The sequence below is a fragment of the Caballeronia sp. LjRoot34 genome (assembly GCF_964253815.1).
GTDB lineage: Bacteria > Pseudomonadota > Gammaproteobacteria > Burkholderiales > Burkholderiaceae > Caballeronia.
The window spans coordinates 24,810-43,481 of the sequence record NZ_CAXUSB020000001.1 but is presented as its reverse complement, the minus strand read 5'-3'; the positions used below and the strand labels follow the sequence as shown (position 1 = coordinate 43,481).

The 18,672-nt window shown below is 60.2% G+C and carries 16 protein-coding genes and 1 tRNA gene; 6 read left to right on the top strand and 11 right to left on the bottom strand.

From position 1 onward, the window contains the following. Window positions 1-48: 48 nt before the first annotated feature. The 4 genes from htpX to def all read right to left on the bottom strand — a co-directional run bounded on the left by htpX (window position 49) and on the right by def (window position 3,327). On the bottom strand, window positions 49-906 hold the full coding sequence (htpX, locus tag ACSQ36_RS00175) for a zinc metalloprotease HtpX (RefSeq protein WP_213765108.1): 858 nt from the start codon (window positions 904-906) through the stop codon (window positions 49-51). Between the two features lie 144 nt (window positions 907-1,050). Continuing rightward, entirely contained in the window at window positions 1,051-1,710 is a 660-nt protein-coding gene (locus ACSQ36_RS00170) for a LysE family translocator (protein WP_436180518.1), read from the bottom strand. Between the two features lie 71 nt (window positions 1,711-1,781). Continuing rightward, entirely contained in the window at window positions 1,782-2,774 is a 993-nt protein-coding gene (gene fmt, locus ACSQ36_RS00165) for a methionyl-tRNA formyltransferase (protein WP_436180517.1), read from the bottom strand. Window positions 2,775-2,823: 49 nt separating this feature from the next. Further along, window positions 2,824-3,327 (bottom strand): peptide deformylase, encoded by a 504-nt coding sequence (def, locus tag ACSQ36_RS00160; RefSeq protein ID WP_213765105.1) that lies wholly within the window; start codon window positions 3,325-3,327, stop codon window positions 2,824-2,826. 212 nt (window positions 3,328-3,539) lie between these two features. Here def and dprA point away from each other — a divergent pair, with 212 nt between their 5' ends. The 3 genes from dprA (at window position 3,540) to ACSQ36_RS00145 (ending at window position 8,235) form a co-directional block, all read left to right on the top strand. Then, window positions 3,540-4,853, top strand: coding sequence for a DNA-processing protein DprA (dprA, locus tag ACSQ36_RS00155; RefSeq protein WP_436180516.1), 1,314 nt, complete (start codon window positions 3,540-3,542; stop codon window positions 4,851-4,853). An 85-nt stretch (window positions 4,854-4,938) separates the two neighbouring features. After that, entirely contained in the window at window positions 4,939-5,316 is a 378-nt protein-coding gene (locus tag ACSQ36_RS00150) for a thioredoxin family protein (RefSeq protein WP_436180515.1), read from the top strand. Between the two features lie 270 nt (window positions 5,317-5,586). Continuing rightward, complete coding sequence (locus tag ACSQ36_RS00145; RefSeq protein ID WP_436180514.1) at window positions 5,587-8,235, top strand: DNA topoisomerase III; 2,649 nt, start codon at window positions 5,587-5,589, stop codon at window positions 8,233-8,235. A 125-nt stretch (window positions 8,236-8,360) separates the two neighbouring features. Here ACSQ36_RS00145 and ACSQ36_RS00140 read toward each other — a convergent pair whose 3' ends face one another. After that, window positions 8,361-9,479 (bottom strand): LysR family transcriptional regulator, encoded by a 1,119-nt coding sequence (locus ACSQ36_RS00140; RefSeq protein WP_213765101.1) that lies wholly within the window; start codon window positions 9,477-9,479, stop codon window positions 8,361-8,363. 338 nt (window positions 9,480-9,817) lie between these two features. Beyond that, window positions 9,818-11,671, bottom strand: coding sequence for a phosphoenolpyruvate carboxykinase (GTP) (locus tag ACSQ36_RS00135; RefSeq protein WP_436180513.1), 1,854 nt, complete (start codon window positions 11,669-11,671; stop codon window positions 9,818-9,820). A gap of 496 nt (window positions 11,672-12,167) precedes the next feature. Here ACSQ36_RS00135 and ACSQ36_RS00130 point away from each other — a divergent pair, with 496 nt between their 5' ends. After that, window positions 12,168-13,181: a D-2-hydroxyacid dehydrogenase family protein gene (locus tag ACSQ36_RS00130; protein WP_213765140.1), complete on the top strand. Its 1,014-nt coding sequence runs from the start codon at window positions 12,168-12,170 to the stop codon at window positions 13,179-13,181. On the opposite strand, the gene ACSQ36_RS00125 is transcribed toward ACSQ36_RS00130, so the two are convergent. Genes ACSQ36_RS00125 through ACSQ36_RS00115 form a run of 3 tightly spaced genes read right to left on the bottom strand, consistent with a single transcriptional unit; the run spans window position 13,182 to window position 14,966 of the window. Then, on the bottom strand, window positions 13,182-13,658 hold the full coding sequence (locus tag ACSQ36_RS00125; RefSeq protein WP_436180512.1) for an OsmC family protein: 477 nt from the start codon (window positions 13,656-13,658) through the stop codon (window positions 13,182-13,184). Between the two features lie 17 nt (window positions 13,659-13,675). Further along, window positions 13,676-14,551, bottom strand: coding sequence for a patatin-like phospholipase family protein (locus ACSQ36_RS00120; RefSeq protein ID WP_436180511.1), 876 nt, complete (start codon window positions 14,549-14,551; stop codon window positions 13,676-13,678). A 10-nt stretch (window positions 14,552-14,561) separates the two neighbouring features. Continuing rightward, on the bottom strand, window positions 14,562-14,966 hold the full coding sequence (locus tag ACSQ36_RS00115; protein WP_436183052.1) for a PaaI family thioesterase: 405 nt from the start codon (window positions 14,964-14,966) through the stop codon (window positions 14,562-14,564). Between the two features lie 272 nt (window positions 14,967-15,238). Here ACSQ36_RS00115 and ACSQ36_RS00110 point away from each other — a divergent pair. Both ACSQ36_RS00110 and ACSQ36_RS00105 read left to right on the top strand, forming a co-directional pair. Further along, window positions 15,239-15,314: transfer RNA gene (locus ACSQ36_RS00110), tRNA-Lys, on the top strand. A 297-nt stretch (window positions 15,315-15,611) separates the two neighbouring features. Next, the gene (locus tag ACSQ36_RS00105) at window positions 15,612-16,595 is read left to right on the top strand and encodes an Abi family protein (protein ID WP_436180510.1); all 984 of its coding nucleotides are present in this window, start codon (window positions 15,612-15,614) and stop codon (window positions 16,593-16,595) included. A 126-nt stretch (window positions 16,596-16,721) separates the two neighbouring features. Here the strand turns inward: ACSQ36_RS00105 and ACSQ36_RS00100 are convergent, their stop codons facing one another. Beyond that, window positions 16,722-17,987, bottom strand: a complete 1,266-nt coding sequence (locus ACSQ36_RS00100; RefSeq protein WP_213765096.1) for an MFS transporter — start codon at window positions 17,985-17,987, stop codon at window positions 16,722-16,724. 40 nt (window positions 17,988-18,027) lie between these two features. Beyond that, the gene (locus ACSQ36_RS00095; protein WP_436180509.1) at window positions 18,028-18,591 is read right to left on the bottom strand and encodes an isochorismatase family protein; all 564 of its coding nucleotides are present in this window, start codon (window positions 18,589-18,591) and stop codon (window positions 18,028-18,030) included. Between the last annotated feature and the right edge of the window lie 81 nt (window positions 18,592-18,672).

The window sequence follows — 18,672 nt, the reverse complement described above, 5'->3', positions numbered from 1 at the left end:
GACGCTTGCGCGACGACGGGTCCCTGGCTGCGCCTTAGACAGGCGCCCTCACTCCATCCGCCCGGTTCGCGCCATCTCCATCAGGCGCGCGACGCGCTCCTCGGTCGCCGGGTGTGTGGAAAACAGCTTGGAGATTCCACCGCCCGCCAGCGGATTCATGATCATCATTTGCGCCGTGGCGGGATGCTGTTCGGCGGTCGGGAACGGCACGCCCGCGGCATACGCATGGATTTTCTCGAGCGCGCTGGCGAGCGCTTGCGGATCGCCGGAAATCTGCGCGCCGCCGCGATCGGCTTCGAATTCCCGCGCCCGCGAGATCGCCATCTGGATCAGCGCACCGGCCAGCGGCGCCAGCATGGCGACCGCAATACTGGCGATCGGATTGCTGCGCCGGCCTTCGGAATCCCGGCCGCCAAAGAACATGGCGAAGTTGGCCAGCGCCGAGATCGCACCCGCCATGGTCGCCGATACCGTCGAAATCAAGATGTCGCGGTGCTTCACGTGCGCCAACTCATGCGCCATCACGCCACGCAACTCGCGCTCGGACAACACCCGCAAGATGCCGGTAGTCGCCGCAACAGCCGCGTGCTCCGGATTACGCCCGGTCGCGAACGCGTTGGGCGCGTTTTCGTCGATGAGATACACCTTCGGCATGGGCAGTTGCGCCCGCGTGGCGAGCTCGCGAACCATCCGATAAAACTGCGGCGCGCTGGCTTCGTCCACTTCCTGTGCGTTGTACATCTTCAGCACGAGTTTGTCGGAGAACCAGTACGAGAAGAAATTCATGGCGAGGGCGACGATCAGCGCAAGCATCATCCCCTTGCTGCCGCCGATCATTCCTCCGATCACGACAAAAAGGGCCGTGATCGCTGCCATGAGCATCGCCGTTTTGACCCAGTTGAACATGTCTTGAACTCCTCACCCAATATCAATGCGCGTTAAGCGCGAGCGGCCGAAGCGGCCTTTTTGCTTGCCGAAGAATCTGTCAATAATTGCTCGGCCCCCGATTGTAAGCAAAATGTTAGATAAGGACATCCCGGAAAAATTCAATTACCTGTGCGAACTCGCCAGCTTGATGCCCAATCCGACGAATGCGCTGCCCACCACGCGGTCCAGCCATAGCTTGACGTTCGGCTTGCCGGAAAAGCGTTGCGTCACGCTACCCGCGATCCATGCCACGAACGTATTCCAGAAAGTGCTGACCAGCACGAACACCAAACCGAGCGCGAGGAAGGCAAGGGTCTTGTGCGCGCTGTCGACAGCAACGAATTGCGGGATGAACGAGACGAAAAACAACACCACTTTCGGATTCAGCACATTGGTGACGAAGCCTTGCGTGAAGAGTTGCCGCAGCGATTTCGGCGCGGCGCGAACGCGGGTTTCTTCGATTTCGCTCGGCTCGCTGCCAATTTTCGCGGCTGCCGGTTTCGCGAAAATCAGCCGCACACCAAGATAGATCAGATAAATCGCGCCCGCGAATTTGACGATAGTGAATGCCGTCACCGATGCAGCCAGCAACGCCGTCAGCCCAAACGCGCAGGCCAGCGTATGCACGATGCAGCCGAGCGCGATGCCCAGCGCCGACACTACGCCCGCGCCGCGTCCTTGCACAATGCTGCGGCCGACGATGTACGCCGTATCCGGCCCCGGCGTAACGCTAAGCAGCATGACGGCGACGATAAATAGCGTGAAACCGGTAATTCCAAGCATTGCGGGACCTTTGTTTTTTTGGCTGACTCTAGCCGCCGCAGCGACGCTGCGGGAAATACACGGACACCGTTTCAGGCGCCCGGCGCGACTTCCCGAAGTTCGAATCGTTGCCCTTCAACAATAGGCGATCCAGCGAGAAATTCGCGCACGGGGAGGCGTTTGCCACCGGGCTTTTGCAACTGCGTAACACGCAAGCCGCCCTGACCGCACGCAACCACGACACCCTCGGCGCTGCTTTCCACAATCACGCCGGCCTCGGCACCACCCGTCAGTTCCACCGGCTCGGCGGCCCATATCTTCACGACCACGCCATCAAGCGATCCGAACGCACCGGGGAACGGATCGAAGGCGCGAACCTGACGCGCAAGTACGCTCGCCGGACGACGCCAGTCGAGCGCCGCTTCGTGCTTGGCGATCTTCTCCGCATACGTCGCGCCGTCCTGCGGCTGCGGCGTAGCGGGCAAGGCGCCGTCGCGCTCGAGATCCCGCAATGCTTCGACGATCAGGTCAGCGCCGAGTTGCGCCATCCGGTCGTGCAGCGTGGCGGTGGTGTCGGTGGACGTGATCGAGATGTGGCCTTTGACGATCATCGCGCCGGTGTCGAGCCCTGCATCCATCTGCATCAATGTGATGCCCGTCTCGTCGTCACCGGCTTCAATTGCACGATGAATCGGGGCTGCACCGCGCCAGCGGGGCAACAGCGAGCCGTGGATATTGATTGCACCCAGCGGCGGGATGTCGAGCACTTCCTGCGGCAGGATCAGCCCGTACGCCGCGACCACCATGACGTCGTGCGGCGTAGCCAACAACCGTTCGATAGCAGCGGCGGCTTCCTCGGGATACTTGCCATTACGCCGCAATGAGGTTGGCTGCGCCACCGGCAAGCCGTGCTCGACCGCGAACCGCTTCACCGGCCCCGCGGCCAGTTTCAACCCGCGCCCGGCGGGTCTGTCCGGCTGCGTCAACACGAGCGGCACATGAAAACCGGCCGCATGAATGGCGGCCAGCGCGACAGCGGCAAATTCAGGTGTTCCAGCAAATACGACACGCAGCGATTGGGTCATCGATTCAGCAACCTGCAAATTCCAGCATCCGTCTTAGTGAATCGACGCGTCACAGCGCCTTTTCGAGCTTTCTCATCTTGCCGCGAATTCGGGTCTGTTTCAGCGACGACAGGTATTCGACGAACACGCGCCCCATCAAATGATCCATCTCATGCTGGATGCACACGGCAAGCAACTCGTCGCAGTCGATTTCGAACGTCTCGCCCTTTTCGTTCAGCGCCCGCACGCGCACCTTTTCCGGCCGCTCGACGAAGTCATAAATGCCCGGCACCGACAAGCAGCCTTCCTCGTGATCCTTCTTCTCGTCGCTCGACCAGATGATCTCCGGATTGATGAAAACCTGAAGCTGATCGTGCGTGTCCGACGTGTCGATCACGATCACGCGTTCATGCGCGTCCACCTGGGTCGCGGCAAGGCCGACGCCGGGCGCCGCATACATGGTTTCAGCCATGTCGGCAACGAGCCTGCGAATCCGGTCATTGACGACCTCTACGGGCTTGGCGACCTTGTGCAGCCGCTTGTCCGGGTACTTGAGTATGTTGAGCAGAGCCATGATTCAGATTATCGACGCACGCCGCAGCGCGCGATAGTCGGCCATTCGGCCAGGTTGTAAAAGAGTGCCGGTATCGAGAAGATGATTGGGCCGAAACGCAGCGCTTCAACGTCGTTTCAGTGCCGCTCGTGGGGCGGCGACGCGTTGTCCGAACGGCCAGGAACAAGGCCGTTCGACAATCCTTTCGTATTTCGGAATATGAAAATTTTAACATGACGCCTTTCCTGTTGCCGCCAACCGAAGCCAAGCCCTGTCTGGGAGAAACCGATTTGCAGGACGTTTCAGCCTGGCTGCGGCTGGCGAATGCGAGTGGTTTGCCGCCTATCGCGCTACGTGCGTTGCTTGCCGAATTCGGCGGGCCGCAAGCGGTGTTGAACCAGCCGTTCCACGCGCTTGCGGCAATCGCCGGGGAGAAAGCCGCGGGTGCCGTGCTTGGCTCTGCACCGCGCTCGGAACTCGGCTCATTCGACGAATGCCTGGCGCGCACGCTTGAGTGGGCGTCGGTTCCGGGCAACAGAATTGTCACGCTTGCGGATTCCGCTTACCCGCCGGCGCTCCTGACCATGCCCGATCCGCCACCGCTGCTATATATAAAAGGACGGCTGGACCTGCTCCAGGCCCGGGCCGTTGCGATTGTCGGCAGCCGGAGCGCAACGCCGCAAGGCATCGACGACGCCCGCCGCTTCGCGCAAGCCCTTTCAGAAGCAGGACTCGCGATCGTGTCGGGGCTCGCGCTGGGTATAGATGGCGCGGCGCATCGCGGAGGACTCAGCGGTCCCGGCGGCACGATTGCGGTCATCGGAACGGGTGCGGATCTCGTCTATCCGCCGCTGCACCACACGCTGGCGCACGAGATTGCGTCGAACGGCACGATCGTGTCGGAATGGCCGCTCGGCACGCCGGCCCGGCCGGCAAATTTTCCGCAGCGCAACCGGTTGATCGCGGGGCTGGCGAGCGGCGTGCTGATTGTCGAAGCGGCCATGCGCTCGGGGTCGCTGATTACTGCCCGGCTCGCCAACGAAATGGGCCGCGACGTTTTTGCTATTCCCGGCTCGATCCACGCGCCGCTGTCGCGCGGGTGTCATCGGATGATCAAGCAGGGAGCGAAACTCGCGGAAACGCCGGAAGACATTCTCGAAGAGTTTGGTTTTACAGTTCAGAGCGAAGCGGCTGCGGCTCCCGTTTCGAAGCCGCAAAGGCGCGGGAAAATGCGTCCAGCGGAGGACGCCAGCACCGAAGCGGCTACCGGCGAATTCGCGCTGGCGCTCCAGGACGCGTCGGGCTCAGGCTCTCCCGCACGAGGCAAACCGGCGAGCGCGTCCTGGGCGTCGGCATCTCTCAAACCTGTCAACCCCGAAGCCGAACGCCTGCTCGATGCACTCGGACATTCGCCTGCGACGCTTGAAATTCTTGCTGAACGGACCGAAATGGATGGCGCGGCGTTGCAAAGCCTGCTGCTGCAGCTCGAACTGTCGGGGCGGATTGGCGCGTTGCCCGGCGGACGCTTTACCCGGCTTGAACGCTGATTTTTCGACGCCATGCTACATTCGCGACAAAATCCGCTGCCTGCACCGCCAGACAAATTACTTACGAAAAGGACTGCAAGGAACCATGCCCGCGTTGAATCTCGACACCGACGCCGATCAGATTGCCCAGCGCATGGCTAGCGCCGGCACGCTGCTCGTCGCCTGCCTGTGCGCCGAATGGTGCGGGACGTGCCGCGATTATCGCGAGAGTTTCAACCTGCTCGCCGATGCCCATCCAGACGTCTGCTTTGCGTGGATCGACATCGAAAACCAGGCAGATCGCTTCGATGACCTCGATGTGGAAAATTTTCCGACCATCTTGATCGAGGACGCCGTGACAACCCGTTTTTTCGGAACGGTGTTGCCGCAAACGTCCATTGTCGCGCGCATGTTGACGGACTTGAGCGCATTGCCGGGTGTGGTGGGCGCACCGAAGATCCGGCCCGCGCTGGTCGCTGCGTGAATTGGCCGGTGAATCGGCGGTGAATCGACGCGTGAATCAAATCAACCGGCAAGACCACTATGCGCAACCAAGCGCACTCGTAAGCTGAAACGGCTTTCGCGCTTGCATCACAAAGCACCCACATTCACCGTTCGGCATCCCGCGTTTCACCAAATGCCAGACCGCGCGCCGCACGCCATATGCTATAAAGCGGACGTTAACGGGTCCGAACCGCGGCGGCGCAAGCCCCCGAAACCCGGCCTCATGCCAGTCCCTAACTAGAATCGAGTCATGTCCAAAGCCCTGATCATCGCTGAAAAGCCTTCTGTCGCGAACGACATCGCGCGCGCTTTGGGCGGCTTCACCAAGCATGACGAATATTACGAAAGCGAAGACTACGTGCTGTCGTCGGCTGTCGGCCACTTGCTCGAAATTGCCGCTCCCGAGGAATTCGAGGTCAAGCGCGGCAAGTGGAGTTTCGCCAATTTGCCCGTTATTCCGCCGCATTTCGACTTGAATCCGATCGCGAAAACCGAATCACGGCTCAAAGTGCTGACGAAACTGCTCAAGCGCAAGGACGTCGACCGCCTGATCAACGCCTGTGACGCGGGGCGCGAAGGCGAGCTGATTTTTCGCCTGATCGCACAGCACGCAAAGGCCAAGCAGCCAGTCCAACGCCTCTGGCTCCAGTCGATGACCGCCGGTTCCATCCGTGATGGTTTCGCGAACCTGCGCAGCGACGCCGACATGCAGCCGCTCGCCGATGCCGCCCGTTGCCGCTCTGAAGCCGACTGGCTCGTCGGCATCAACGGCACGCGCGCCATGACCGCGTTCAACAGCAAGGGCGGTGGTTTCTTCCTGACGACCGTTGGCCGTGTTCAGACGCCAACGTTGTCTATCGTCGTGGAACGCGAGGAAAAGATTCGCCGGTTCGTGTCGCGCGATTATTGGGAAGTGCGTGCGGAATTCATCGCGGCGAAGGGCATGTACGAAGGCCGCTGGTTCGACCCGAAATTCAAGCGCGTCGAGGGCGACCCGGAGCAGCGCGACTCGCGGCTCTGGAGCTTGCCGGCTGCTGAAACCATTGTGGCGGCTTGTCGCGGCAAGACTGGCACGGTAACGGAAGAAGCGAAGCCGACCACGCAGATGTCGCCGTTGCTGTTCGACCTGACCAGCTTGCAGCGCGAAGCCAACGGCCGCTTCGGCTTTTCGGCCAAGAACACGCTGGGCTTGGCTCAAGCGTTGTATGAAAAGCACAAGGTGCTCACGTACCCGCGTACCGACGCCCGCGCATTGCCCGAGGATTACATCCCGACGGTGAAAGACACGCTCGCGATGCTCAAGGAGAGCAACAACTACTTGCCGCATGCGAAGCAGGTGTTGGACAAGGGCTGGGTGAAGCCGAACAAGCGCATCTTCGACAACTCGAAGATCAGCGATCACTTCGCCATCATCCCGACCTTGCAAGCGCCCAAGGCGTTGTCCGAGCCGGAGCAGAAGCTGTACGACCTGGTCGTGAAGCGCTTCCTTGCGGTGTTTTTCCCGGCGGCCGAATATCTGGTGACCACGCGGATCACCGAAGTCTCCGGTCATCATTTCAAGACCGAAGGCAAGGTGCTTGTCGAGCCGGGTTGGCTGCAGGTCTACGGCAAGGAAGTGGGCGGCGAAGAAGCCAATCTCGTGCAGGTTCAGAAGGACGAGAAGGTCGATGTCGAGAAGGTCGCGGCAGTCGGTCTCGTCACGAAGCCGCCTGCGCGTTACAACGAAGCGTCGTTGCTCTCGGCCATGGAAGGCGCGGGCAAGCTCATTGAAGACGAGGAATTGCGCGAGGCAATGGCCGCGAAGGGTCTGGGCACGCCGGCTACGCGTGCGGCAGTTATCGAAGGGCTGCTGGGTGAGAAGTACATGGTGCGCGAAGGCCGTGAGCTGATCCCCACGGCGAAGGCGTTCCAGTTGATGACCTTGCTGCGTGGCCTCGGCGTCGAGGAATTGACGGCGCCGGAACTGACCGGCGAGTGGGAGCACAAGCTGTCGCAGATGGAACGCGGCAAGCTCCCGCGCGATGAGTTCATGCAGGAAATCGCGCGCATGACACAGACCATCGTGAAGCGCGCGAAGGAATACGACTCCGACACCATCCCCGGCGATTATTCGACGCTCGAAACACCGTGTCCGAATTGCGGTAGCCAGGTGAAGGAGAATTATCGGCGGTTCGCTTGTACGAAATGCGAGTTCTCGATCTCGAAGATTCCTGGCGGACGTCAGTTTGAAATTCCGGAAGTCGAGCAGTTGATCAAGGACAAGACCATCGGGCCGCTGTCGGGTTTCCGCAGCAAGATGGGCCGGCCGTTCTCCGCAATCCTGAAGCTGTCCTTCGACGACGAAATCAAGAACTGGAAGCTCGAGTTCGACTTCGGTCAGGATTCAGGCGGCGAAGACGGTGAGCCGGTGGATTTTTCGGAGCAAACGCCGGTTGGCGCGTGCCCGAAATGCCAGTCGCGGGTCTACGAGCACGGCATGAGTTACGTCTGCGAAAACTCGGTGGCGAATCCGAAGACATGCGATTTCCGTTCGGGCAAGGTGATCCTGCAACAGGAAATGTCGCGCGAGCAGATGTCGAAGCTGCTTGAGGAAGGACGGACGGACTTGCTGACGGGCTTCAAGTCGTCGCGCACGGGACGCAACTTCAAGGCATTCCTCGTGAAGCAGCCGGACGGCAAGATCGGCTTCGAATTCGAGAAGAAAGAGCCGAAACCGGGTGCGAAAACGGCCGTCAAGCGCGGCGCGGTGGCAGCGACCGAAGCGGAAGACGAAGGTGACGGCGACGTCGCCGTGGTAGCCAAGAAAACGACCGTGAAGTCGGCCGTGAAGCCTGCTGCAAAGAAAGCGCCGGCAAAGAAGGTCGCGGCCAAGAAGACGCCGGCTCGCAAAGCGAGTTAGTTTTCAGGGCCGGTGGGTTAGGCCCGGCGGCATAAAAAAAGCCCGCGAATGATTCGCGGGCTTTTTTTGTTCATCGCGCTGGACAACGCTTAACCACTCAACAAATCCCAGCACGGCGGCCTCCGTCAGAACGGCGAGGGCATGGCCGGCGTCGCACGCGAGCGCGATTTCGCAGGCTTGCCACTGAGTCTGTTGTCATCGGCGGGAGGCGTTTCGGCTTCAAATCGTGCACCGCCTTCCGCTTCCGCATAAGCCGCGTGCGCGACCAGCGGCTCGGAATCGCGCTCATCGATTGCGGGCGCCCCCGGCTTGACGATCCCGTCCTTCACCCACTGCTCGCCAAGCTGATGATTCGGCATCTGGCTGAAATGCTCGACCAAGTGATCGATGAACGTGCGCACCTTCGCGGGCAAATGGCGCCGGCTCGGATACGCCACGTTGATCTCGACCTGCGGAAGCTGGTAGTCGCTCAGCAGGCGCACCAGCTTGCCGCGCGTGGTGTCGTTGCCGATCAGGTAACTCGGCAGGATCGCGATGCCCATGCCGAGCAACGCGAACTGACGCAGCATCTCGGTATTGTTCGCGACGATCACGTTCGTCGGCCGCACGCGCACTTCGCCTTCCGGGCCAGTGAACACACGCTCATCGCCGAAATATTCCGACGGCAAACTCAGCGACGGATGTTCGGACAGGTCTTCCGGCCGCGTCGGCACGCCATGCTTTTCGAGATACCCGGGCGTCGCGCACACGGTCAGGCAGCCGGTCGTGAGGCGTCGCGTGACAATGCTCGCGCTGCGCATCTGGCGCGCGATCACAATGCCCACGTCGAAGCCCTCTTCCACCAGATCGACTTGCCGGTCGACCAGCGTGACGTCCGGCACGACTTTCGGATAACGTTCTGTGTAGGTCTGCAGCACGGGAGCGAGGTTGTGGAGGCCAAACACCACGGGTGCGACAATTCGTAGCGATCCAACCGGCTCGTGGTTACGCGCAACGACCATTTGTTCGACGTCCTCGAGTTCGTCGAGGATCTGGCGGGCGCGTTCCAGGTACACCTGGCCGGACTCGGTCAGCGACAGGCTGCGCGTGGTGCGGTTGAGCAGGCGGGTGCCCAGACGCCCTTCGAGGTCAGCAATATGACGGGTCGCCACGGCATTCGAGATATCCATTGCGCCGGCCGCGCGTGCAAAACTGCCGAGATCCGCCACTCGGACGAATACTTTCATCGACTGCAAATGATCCATGAGACAACTCCTGCTGCTAGACGGCCTCTTTTAAATTCCAGAGAAGCAATTCGGAATTATCCTAGGACTCTCGTTTTCGTGCAGAAGTTGCCTTAAATGTGACTTTTTCTGACAAAAGATTTCGGCTTTACCGTTCAGTAAGGTGAAAGGCAGCGTATTGTTGCTGAATTCGGAACGATGCAGCTATCCAGCGAGAGCCGACATCATTCTGAAAAGCTCGCGGATGCAATTTTGACGCGGTATAGCGAGAAATAAGAAAGGGCCGCTAATGCGGCCCTTATTTAACCGATTATATCGATTTCCGTCACCAATCGCATTAATCGGGTTCTAACAGAAAGTCAGGCCGAAACCCTCTTTCCGAATGCGGCTTTCGTCTCCGCAAGCTCGGCAGGCAGTCCCTGGGCGAGTTTCGCGAACAACTCATCGTGTAGTTCGAGCTCAGCCCGCCATGCCGAGTCTTGCACGGAAATAACGCGTTCGAACTGCTCGCGGGTGAAATCGAGCGCGCCCCAGCCAATGTCCTCAAAGCGCGGCGAGAGGCCGAACGCGTGTTCATCGCCGTGAGCGGTGCCTTCAATACGGCCGATCATCCAGCTCAGCACGCGCATGTTGTCGCCGAAACCCGGCCAGACGAACTTGCCGTCCGCGTCCTTGCGGAACCAGTTCACACAGAAGAACTTCGGCAGTTTGGCGTCGAGTTGCTCCAGTCGTTCGCCCACTTTCAGCCAGTGGCCGAAATAGTCGCTCATGTTGTAACCGCAGAACGGCAGCATGGCGAACGGGTCGCGCCTGACCACGCCCTGCTGGCCGGCTGCGGCGGCGGTGGTTTCAGAGCCCATCGTCGCGGCCATGTAGACACCTTCGTTCCAGCTGCGCGCTTCAGTGACGAGCGGCACGGTATCTGAACGGCGGCCGCCGAAGATAAACGCATCGATTGCCACGCCGGCGGGATTCTCCCAATCGGCATCGATAGACGGACATTGCGCAGCCGGCGCTGTGAAGCGGGCGTTCGGATGCGCGGCCTTCTTGCCCGACTCGGGCGTCCAGTCATTGCCCTGCCAATCGATCAAATGCGCCGGCGGCATGTCTGTCATGCCTTCCCACCAGACATCGCCGTCGTCGGTAAGCGCTACGTTCGTGAAGATCACGTTCTCCTTGAGCGTCGCCATGGCGTTGAAGTTGGTCTTTTCGCTCGTGCCCGGCGCCACGCCAAAATAGCCCGCTTCGGGGTTGATCGCGTACAGCCGGCCGTCGCGGCCCGGCTTGATCCAGGCGATGTCATCGCCGATGGTGGAAACCTTCCAGCCCGCCATGTCCTGCGGCGGAATCAACATGGCGAAGTTGGTTTTGCCGCATGCCGACGGAAACGCCGCCGCGACGTGATACTTGCGCCCTTCCGGCGACGTCACGCCGAGAATGAGCATGTGTTCGGCGAGCCAGCCTTCGTCGCGTCCCATCGTCGATGCAATCCGCAGCGCGAAACATTTCTTGCCGAGCAGCGCGTTGCCGCCATAACCCGAACCGAAACTCCAGATCTCGCGGCTCTCCGGAAAATGCACGATGTATTTCGTGTCGTTGCACGGCCAGGGAACGTCCTTCTGTCCCTGCTGCAACGGCGCACCAACCGAATGCACGCAGGGCACGAACTCACCGCTGGCGCCCAGCACGTCGTACACCGCGCGGCCCATGCGCGTCATGATGCGCATATTCGTCACCACGTACGGACTGTCCGTCAGTTCCACGCCGATATGGGCGATCGGCGAGCCGAGCGGGCCCATCGAAAATGGGACGACGAACATCGTACGGCCGTTCATGCAGCCGTCGAAGAGACCGTCCAGCGTGAGGCGCATTTCCGCGGGATCGATCCAGTTGTTCGTCGGACCGGCCTGTTCCGGGCGCGCCGAGCAGATGAACGTCCGGTCTTCCACCCGCGCGACGTCGGATGGGTCCGAGCATGCAAGGTAGGAATTAGGCCGTTTGGCGGGATTGAGGCGTTTGAGCGTGCCGGCATCGACCATTTGTTGCGACAGGCGGTCGTATTCCTCCGCCGACCCGTCACACCATTCGATCCGCTCCGGTTTCGTCAGAGCCGCGACCTGCTGCACCCAGTCGATGAGTTTCCGGTTCTTCACGTACGCCGGTACGTCGCCGTCGGCGACCACGTTTTGATCTACCACTGCGGGCTGGTTCATCGAGCACACTCCGTTCTTAGATGAGAAAACGGTTTGCAACCCGCCGGCGCTGCTCGCGAGAGGCGCATTTTGAGTCACCGGTTTGCTTGCACGGAGGCACTCACGTGGCAGACGGCGACACAAAAACAAGGCATGCGTCGGGGAGTTGTTCTAGTCTGGTGGCGACTGCCGTCTGAATCGCGGCTTGCGTCGGCACGGAACAAACTGTTAAAAAGGGATAGGGGTTGTCTCCATCGTTGCCGGTTTTCCGGCGCTAGCGACGCGTGAATGGCTAAACTGCCGTATTCCACATTCGAATTCTTTAAACACCCATCCGGCGACCCGTAAATTCGTCGGGTTACACCAGCAGCTTAACGCGACGCGATGCCCGTATTTCGGCGAATTTATACGTGACTACCCGATTTATCCGTAATTACCCGAACTTAGCACGTTGATTCCTGTCCATCCTCGAATTTCTGCAGCACGTTTGATGCCTATCAAAAGCCAATCCATGCCAATCAAAATTGCCATCCTGGACGACTACCAAGACGCCGTTCGCAAGCTCGATTGCTTCAGTCTGCTCGCCGATCACGAGGTGAAAGTCTTCAATAACACGGTGCGCGGACTCGGACAGTTGGCTAGCAGACTCTCGGAAGTAGAAGCGCTCGTTTTGATCCGCGAACGCACCCGGATCAGCTCGCAACTGCTCGACAAACTGCCGCGGTTACGCATGATCAGCCAGACCGGCAAGGCGGGCGGCCATATAGAACTCGACGCCTGTACCGAGCGCGGAATCGCCGTGCTGGAAGGCACCGGTTCGCCGATCGCGCCAGCAGAACTGACCTGGGCGCTGATCATGGCCGCGCAACGCCGGATTCCGCAGTACGTCGCGAACCTGAAGCAGGGTGCGTGGCAGCAGTCCGGCCTGAAGACCTCCGCTTTGCCGCCGAATTTCGGCCTGGGCCAAGTGCTTCGCGGCCAGACGCTCGGGATCTGGGGATACGGGAAAATAGGCCAGTTGCTCGCCGGTTACGGCAAGGCGTTTGGCATGAAAGTGGTGGTCTGGGGCCGGGAGCACTCGCAGGCGGCCGCGCGTGCGGACGGCGTGAATGTCGCCGAGAGCCGGGAAGCGCTGTTCGAACAGAGCGATGTGCTGTCGCTACATCTGCGGCTGAACGACGAAACGCGCGGCATTGTCACCACCGCCGATCTGATGCGCATGAAGCCCACCGCGCTGTTTGTGAATACCAGCCGCGCCGAATTGCTCGAAGAAAACGCGCTGCTCAACGCGCTGCATCACAACCGGCCGGGGATGGTTGCTATCGACGTATTCGAAAGCGAGCCGATCCTGCAGGGTTATAGCCTGCTGCGCATGGAAAACGTCATTTGCACGCCGCACATCGGGTATGTGGAGAGGGAGAGCTATGAGCTCTATTTCACGGCGGCGTTCAAGAACATTCTCGCCTTCGATGCCGGCGACACATCGAGCGTCGCCAATCCGGAAGCGCTGGTCGGTGGACGCCGGCGATAGTCAGATGGTCGAAACGTCCGTGGACGGCTCGCATCGGACGGAGAAGTTGACCGAGTTCGCGATAAAGCAGAACTTGTGCGCTTCCTCGTGCAAACGGCCGGCCAGCTTCACGTCACCGCCCGCGCCAATAGTCACTTGCGGGCGCAGGAGGACGTCGGTGAAGTGGCCGCTTCCTTGCGTCGATTCCTCCATTGTGCCCACGGGGTCATCCACGTAACCCGTCACCACGATGCCATTCACCGCGCAAAGGTGCAGGTACCAGAGCATGTGGCACGACGAAAGCGACGCGACGAACAGCTCTTCCGGGTTGTGGCGCGTGGCGTTGCCGCGAAACGCCGGATCGCTCGATGCTTCGATGGCCGGCTTGTTCGCCGCACGCACGAGGTGATCACGGGAGTACGCGTCGTAGCGCGAGGTGCCCGAGCCCTGATCGCCCGTCCAGACGACTTGCAGCGTGTATTTGTGGTGTTTGGTCATCGGTTCAACACTCCTTTTTAGAGATGTGCCGCTGCGCCGAGCAGATCGGGCAAGCGCGTCAGGAATTGCTCACCGTCGGCACGGCCCAGGTCGTACGCGGGCCGCATCAGCGACGGACTCGTGTAATCCCATGCCGAAATCGGCACCTTCCGTGAAGGCTGCACATAAACGCGACGCTGGTCGCGGTTCGCGCCGTGCTCCACGACGAACATCTGCGGTCGCGGATACACGCGCGTCACCATCACGAGAACCAATCCCGGCGATGCATCCAGCGCGCCGACCGGCACATTGTCGACCATGCCGCCGTCGAGCACGGGCCGCCCGTTTCGATGCATGACCGGCGTGAACGGCGGCGTACACGACGATTGCAGGATCAGGTCCGCGAGGTCATCGACGGTCGCGCATTCTTGCGCCTTCACGAATTCCGGATGGAAACCCAGGGACTGACCGAGCGTGGGATGCAACTTCTTGCGCACGTACTTTTCGATGTTATAGGCGATCAGCCCTGCGGCCACCGCGCTTCGTGCGCCGAGCCAACGCGGCAAATGCGATACGCCGATACGAATCTCCGGCGCGTGTTGCAGCGATGCAAACTCGGCGCCGTAGATATCGAGTAAAGCCTGGCGGTAGATCCGATAGTGCGGAAACACCGATTCGCCACGCAGCAAATTGCCCCAATACGCGTTTTTCGGGTTGTCGCGCAGCACGTGCGCGTAGTAGTCCATCACCCACTCGGAGCGGTTCATGTACAGCATGCAGGCCGTGGCTGCGCCGGCCGAGATGCACGTAATCACGCGCGGGCGCAGCTTGAGTTCCGGCTGGACAACGTCCCAGAAACCGGCTTGCCACCAGCAGCGGTTGCCACCGCCGGCGAATACGACTTGATCGAACATGGTTTTCTTTTTATGTGAGAAGCATGACCGTGGTGGTCGCGTGAGCGGCGAGAGCGCCGGTTTCGTCGTGGAGTTCGATTTCGCCGAAGATCAGGTTGCGGCCGCGGCGCAGAATTTTGGCCATAACGAGGACGTCGCCGGTTTTGACCGGGCGCAGGAAGCTTGTTGTGAGCGAGACGGTGGTCATCGGCTGGAAACTGCCTAGCGCGTGGGCGATGGCGACGATCATGGCGGTGTCGGCGGCGGCCATGAACACCTGGCCGCAAATCACGCCGCCCATGTGGCGAAGTTTGTCCGCGTGGGGCAGACGCAGGGTGACGCTGGTATCGGTGGAGCTTGCCGGCGTCAGGCCCAGGTCGCGGATCCACGGCGCGAAGGTGGTGTCGAGCAGAACACGGATGGCGGATTCGTCCATGGATTTGGGTTTATTGATGGTGGTCTCGCGGCTGTTTTTGTAGCTGCTTTCGTGCGGTTGCCGATGCCGCAACGAGTGCGTGTTTCATCCGTCCGTCATGATAACGGCTCGTGACAATTGCCCGAAGCCAGGCTTTTTTGGGATGGCCGATAAGCGTCCGCGCTATGTATGGCGCGGCTTTCAGGCGTCTGCGAGACGGTATTTTCGGGTTTTGCGTTGCAGACAGTTGCGCAATCGGCGAAAACGTCGCTATAATTCGGATTCAGTTTTTCGGGGCGTTAGCTCAGCTGGTAGAGCAGCGGACTCTTAATCCGTAGGTCGACAGTTCGAATCTGTCACGCCCCACCAAAGATTCATGCAAAAAGCCCAGTCATCGCGACTGGGCTTTTTGCTTTGTGAATTGCGTACTGTCATGGATCAATGCACCGGTCCGGCAACGTTCGGGATAAAGCGACGTCGGTGCAAATTCATTGGCCCGAGCGCTGCATAAAGCATCGACATGTTCGGCCACACGTCTGCGCCTGTTGACTTAGCGATCAGGATACTTAATAATTGTAAGCAATACGACCCGGCCCTCTGCGTAGTTTGCACGACCGGGTTTTCTCGTTAACGGGGCGACAAAAGGGCGGCGAAACGGCAACAAAAATGACCACCCCGTACACGAAGCCTCACCTCACCTATCGCGCGCAGCTAGAACAGATCAAGGCACGCGGCCTTATTGTCGACGACGAAGATAGTGCTTTGTGGCACATAGAAAAGCTCGGCTACTACCGCCTCAGCGGCTACTTCTATCCGTTCCGCGTCCTGCCTCCGAACATGGGCTCGCAACCCAAGCGCGAATCTAACTTTGTCGAGGGCACCTCTTTCTCGCACATTTCGAAACTGTACAAGTTTGACCAAGCGCTACGACTCCTTGCGATGGGCGCCGTGGAGAAATTGGAGGTCGCGCTGAGAGCGAAAGTTGCTTACCACATGGGCGGCCTCGATCCTTGCGCGCATCTAAACTCAGATTTGGTCAATCAGAAGTTTTGCGCTACCCCTGCCGAAAAAGTCGGCGAAGCGCGGAGACCGTCAAATTTCGCGACGTGGGTACAGCAACACGACAAGTTGGTCGCTCGCTCCCGCGAAGATTTCATTCAGCATTTCAAAACCACTTACGACCCGCCCATCCCGCTGTGGGTGTCGATTGAAGTTTGGGACTTCGGCTTGCTGTCGCACTACTTTGCTGGCTTAAGAGACAAAGATAAGCAGTTAATTGCTTCGGAGTTAGGGATACCTCGCCACGTTCTGGTGGCAAGCTGGCTTCGCACGATTAGTCACTTGCGCAATATTTGTGCACACCACAGCCGCTTATGGAACCGCAGCATGGTTGACAGCCCCAAACCACCAGCCAGAAATGAAGTTCCTTTGCTCGAGCATCTCTCCGGAGAACGCAACTTGTTCTTGCGCCAACACGTGTACGGAGCCTTCGCGATTATTCAATTCCTTTTGATCGCGATGGGTTTTGACTCTACGTGGAAGCAAGCTTTTGTAACGCTCATCGAAGAATTCCCGAGGGTCGAAGGGGTTGCCACTTTAGACGCAATGGGGTTTCCGGAATCATGGCGTGACCTCGCTCTCTGGAATTAACCGGCGCACTCGCGAGAGTCCAGCTATCGATGACCAACGGCGCCGAGTCAATCACCGGCGTCGCTCCTCGAGCGTGATGAAACGAGCTAGACATTGCCGTATACCGCTCGCGCATCGAAGCCCCCCTCAAACCACCGCATCCCCATCATCGATACTAAACCGCAGCCTCCCTGCATCGATAAACACTCGCAACTGCCGATACTTCACCAAATACCGTACCCCGACCATCGCCGCCGCAAAACCCGCCGCCGCGGCAACGCCAAGTGCCCAACGCGGGCCGAACGTATCGGCGACCCAACCTACAACCGGCGCACCCAAAGGCGTGCCGCCCAACGCAATCGCCAAAAAGATCGCCATCACACGTCCGCGCATGGCGGGCTCGGTGGATAGCTGCATCGTGCTGTTTGTCGTCGTGGTGATGGTTTGCGCGGACACGCCAATGACCACGAGCGCAAGACCAAAGAACCCATAGCTCGGCGCGATCGCCGCCAGCACACAGCCGGCCCCGAAGACCGCGGTACTAGCGAACAACACACCAATACGCGGCTTCGCCCGCCTCGCGGCGAGCAGCGCGCCCGCGACCGTCCCGATCGCCATGATCGACGACAAGAGCCCGTATTGACTCGCTCCGGCATGAAAGACGGTGACGGACATCGTGGAGATGAAAATCGGGAAATTGAGCCCGAACGTGCCGATCAAGAAAAGCATGAGCAGCACCGCTTTCAGATCCGGCCGCTTCCAGACATAACGAAACCCTTCAGCCAGGCTCCCCCGCGCGCGGACGGCCCGCTTGCTCACGTGAAATTCGCCAACCCGAAGAAACCCCAGCGAGCAGAGCACCGCGACAAACGATGCCGCGTTGATCAGGAACACCCACCCGGTACCCACCGATGCAATCAGCACACCGGCAATGGCGGGACCGATCATCCGCGCGGCATTGAACGACGTCGAATTCAACGCGACTGCGTTCGACAGATCGGTTTCACCGACCAGCTCGGAGACGAAGGTCTGACGCGCGGGGGCATCGAACGCACTGACGCAGCCGAGCAAAAACGCAAACACATACACGTGCCACAACTGGACCCATCCAGCGACGGTGAGAATACCCAGCCCAAGCGCGAGGGTTCCCAAAGCCGCCTGAGTGCCGATCAGGAGTTTGCGGCGATCGAGATGATCGGCCGCAAAACCGGTAAAAGGTAGCAAGAGAAGATGCGGACCAAACTGGAGCGCCATGACTACGCCAACCGCGGTCCCATTGTGGCGGGTCAGCTGCGTGAGCACGAGCCAATCCTGGGCCGTGCGCTGCATCCACGTTCCGATATTGGAGACGATCGCGCCACCGGCCCAGACCCGGTAGTTGAAGCTGTTCAGCGAGCGGAAGGTGCCTTTCACCGGACCGCTCCCGAGGCGGCTATCTCCGCGCTGAAAGAGCTCACGCGCGGCCGCTGCCGAGCAGTTCGATGATCTCCTTGCTCGTACCGGTCTCGCCCAGCCTTGGGAAGATCCGCGTGATGCTGTTGGTGTGGGCATCGGCATTCATGTCGGTCATGGCATCGACGGCGAGCGTCACGTTGAACCCGTGCTCGTGCGCATAACGTGCGGTCGACTCGACACCAATGCTGGTCGCCACCCCGGCAATAACGACTTGCGTGACGCCCAGCTTCTTCAGATGTTCATCGAGACCGGTATTCGTGAACGCACCCCACGTCCGCTTCGTGACGATGTGATCTTCCGGCTGTTGCTTCAACTCGGGGACAAGATCGGCCCAATCGGCGGGCAGTCCGGCAAGGTTGCGAGCCTGCTCCGACCGGCCCGGCGCGCCGCCGGCAACATTGACGAGCACAACGGGCAATCCGTGGCTACGGAACGCGTCAAGCAACTCGCTTGCGTGCTTGACGACTTCACTGACGGGATGCACGGTGGGAAGCGTAACAATGCCCTTCTGCAAATCGATGACTACAAGAGCCGTCTTCGGGTCGAGCGTGGTGATTGCCATGGTGTTTCCTTCCTGCGAGTTGGACTGCGACGCGCCCGGATTGAGGCGCGGCAAAGGGGATAGGTGAGAGCCGATGGCACG

What these genes read in the sequence shown, in the direction of transcription:
- ACSQ36_RS00170 (WP_436180518.1), bottom strand. Translation starts at nt 1,710, where the DNA reads ATGCTTGGAATTACCGGTTTCACGCTATTTATCGTCGCCGTCATGCTG.
- htpX (WP_213765108.1), bottom strand. Translation starts at nt 906, where the DNA reads ATGTTCAACTGGGTCAAAACGGCGATGCTCATGGCAGCGATCACGGCC.
- ACSQ36_RS00150 (WP_436180515.1), top strand. Translation starts at nt 4,939, where the DNA reads ATGCCCGCGTTGAATCTCGACACCGACGCCGATCAGATTGCCCAGCGC.
- def (WP_213765105.1), bottom strand. Translation starts at nt 3,327, where the DNA reads ATGGCTCTGCTCAACATACTCAAGTACCCGGACAAGCGGCTGCACAAG.
- dprA (WP_436180516.1), top strand. Translation starts at nt 3,540, where the DNA reads ATGACGCCTTTCCTGTTGCCGCCAACCGAAGCCAAGCCCTGTCTGGGA.
- ACSQ36_RS00145 (WP_436180514.1), top strand. Translation starts at nt 5,587, where the DNA reads ATGTCCAAAGCCCTGATCATCGCTGAAAAGCCTTCTGTCGCGAACGAC.
- ACSQ36_RS00105 (WP_436180510.1), top strand. Translation starts at nt 15,612, where the DNA reads ATGACCACCCCGTACACGAAGCCTCACCTCACCTATCGCGCGCAGCTA.
- ACSQ36_RS00120 (WP_436180511.1), bottom strand. Translation starts at nt 14,551, where the DNA reads ATGTTCGATCAAGTCGTATTCGCCGGCGGTGGCAACCGCTGCTGGTGG.
- fmt (WP_436180517.1), bottom strand. Translation starts at nt 2,774, where the DNA reads ATGACCCAATCGCTGCGTGTCGTATTTGCTGGAACACCTGAATTTGCC.
- ACSQ36_RS00095 (WP_436180509.1), bottom strand. Translation starts at nt 18,591, where the DNA reads ATGGCAATCACCACGCTCGACCCGAAGACGGCTCTTGTAGTCATCGAT.
- ACSQ36_RS00115 (WP_436183052.1), bottom strand. Translation starts at nt 14,966, where the DNA reads ATGGACGAATCCGCCATCCGTGTTCTGCTCGACACCACCTTCGCGCCG.
- ACSQ36_RS00135 (WP_436180513.1), bottom strand. Translation starts at nt 11,671, where the DNA reads ATGAACCAGCCCGCAGTGGTAGATCAAAACGTGGTCGCCGACGGCGAC.
- ACSQ36_RS00140 (WP_213765101.1), bottom strand. Translation starts at nt 9,479, where the DNA reads ATGGATCATTTGCAGTCGATGAAAGTATTCGTCCGAGTGGCGGATCTC.
- ACSQ36_RS00125 (WP_436180512.1), bottom strand. Translation starts at nt 13,658, where the DNA reads ATGACCAAACACCACAAATACACGCTGCAAGTCGTCTGGACGGGCGAT.